General features: G+C 46.2%; 2 protein-coding genes and 1 pseudogene. All 3 read right to left on the minus strand.

What is annotated here, in order from left to right:
• A partial coding sequence (locus tag PGX78_RS08090) for a phosphate acyltransferase (RefSeq protein ID WP_270446416.1) occupies window positions 1-300 on the minus strand: 300 nt, incomplete at its 3' end.
• A 78-nt stretch (window positions 301-378) separates the two neighbouring features.
• A complete protein-coding gene (locus PGX78_RS08095) occupies window positions 379-1,446 on the minus strand; it encodes a flavodoxin family protein (protein ID WP_270446419.1) in 1,068 nt (355 codons plus the stop codon).
• A gap of 16 nt (window positions 1,447-1,462) precedes the next feature.
• Window positions 1,463-1,651: pseudogene (locus PGX78_RS08100) on the minus strand (lactate dehydrogenase); the annotation flags it as partial.

A 1,651-nucleotide genomic window follows, 5' to 3' on the forward strand; every position in this document is an offset into this window, starting at 1 on the left:
TTCACGAGCTTTTTCCGGTGTCATGCCCTTTTTTTCACGTCTTTTTGCAAAATAAGCGCATAATTCGTCCATACGGCCATATGTTGCCGGATCGATAATTTCAGCACCTTCCAATGCAATTTGGAATTTTTCGGCATCTTTGTGAATCTGTTCTTCACTACCGATCAGGATAATTTTGGCAAAACCGTCCGCCAATACGCGTTCAGCTGCCTTCAATACACGACGGCTGTTAGTTTCGGGCAAGACGATTCTTTTCTGTGCCTTGCTTACGCGAGCCTTCAAGTCATCTGTAAATCTCATTGAGTACCACCCCTTAATAGCTACTTAATAACAATTAATACCAATACATTATAATACAAATACGGGTACCTGCAAACACTATTTATACTTTTCTTCTATATGAGAAGCCATTAGGCGTGCCTTTTCTTCTATCTTTTCACACGCAAGAATGCTCTTCGGTTCGTGTGCCGTCTCAACGAGGGCAAAATACGGCGGTAACATGAAATTTTTGTTAAGACACATGGTTGAGGCGATTTGCTCGGCCACAATGTCCCCGCCGCTATACCCGGAGACAACCATAGCATACACGCGCTTTGCCGCAAAACTATCGTATTCGGAACGAAACAACGCCGTCAGACGATTAAAAAAGGCTGCCATATTAGCTCCCACGGCATCATTATAATTGGGACATACGAGCAGAAGGGCATTGCATCGTTTCAAAGCCGGATATACGGATTCCACCATATGCCCGCCGTAAAAACAGGCACTCTGCTCCCCGTAATGCAAACACATTTCGTAAGCACACCCGCGACAGTCAATCAGTTCCCCGTCAAGGAGGGAGATTTCTTCTACACACGTCTCTGCCGTCAAATTTTTTTTAACCATTTCCCATAATAGTAAGGTGTTTGATGTAGAATGCCGGCTCGCATGCACGACAAGAAGCCTCGTTGGTTCAGGCTGTTGCGGTAAGGGGCCGGACAGCTTTTCTACCAAATCGCAAACGGCAAGTATATAGGCCTCTTTCTTGGAAACTTTTCTGATGCGGGCGCGAACAGTAAAATTATATAATGATCCCGTGCCTTCTACAAGCGGGGTACCGGGAAAGGTGCAACCGGCACGATTAGCTATAAATAACAACTCACGTGCCGTCTTTTTAGTAAATAATTCATCGGGTCCGTCAATAAGAATGCCGCCACGAACACCTGCCAACAAGGTCTTGTTTTTATATAATGCGGCAACGAGTTTTCTATATGCCTCATTATAACCGCCTGCATCCAATGCTATGACAAACAAACACGCACTCCCCGCTAAGCGCCCCGTTAAGTCTTGCAACTCTTCCGGGGTCTCCGCCCGAATATACTCGTGCCCGACCAAAGCTCGGTTTAAAGCCTCTTCCTGACGTTTGCGTACCGTTTCGTCACCGCCTTGTAATCGGATGATGTACATGATATCACCGTCCTTCTTACGGCAGCGTGCAAAGGGCTAAATATGCCTTACAAATCCGCCTATACAAGTCATCGGGAAGATCCGGGTCTTCATATTCTATATGTCCGGAGATGAATCTGTTTCGCACGCCCATAAATGCCCCCCGTTCTTCATCTCCCAACCACACTGAACCGTAATGCCACTGTCCGCGTAAGGCATAAAGAAT

It is taken from the genome of Megasphaera sp. AF13-6AC (assembly GCF_027685385.1).
GTDB classification, from domain to species: domain Bacteria; phylum Bacillota; class Negativicutes; order Veillonellales; family Megasphaeraceae; genus Megasphaera; species Megasphaera micronuciformis.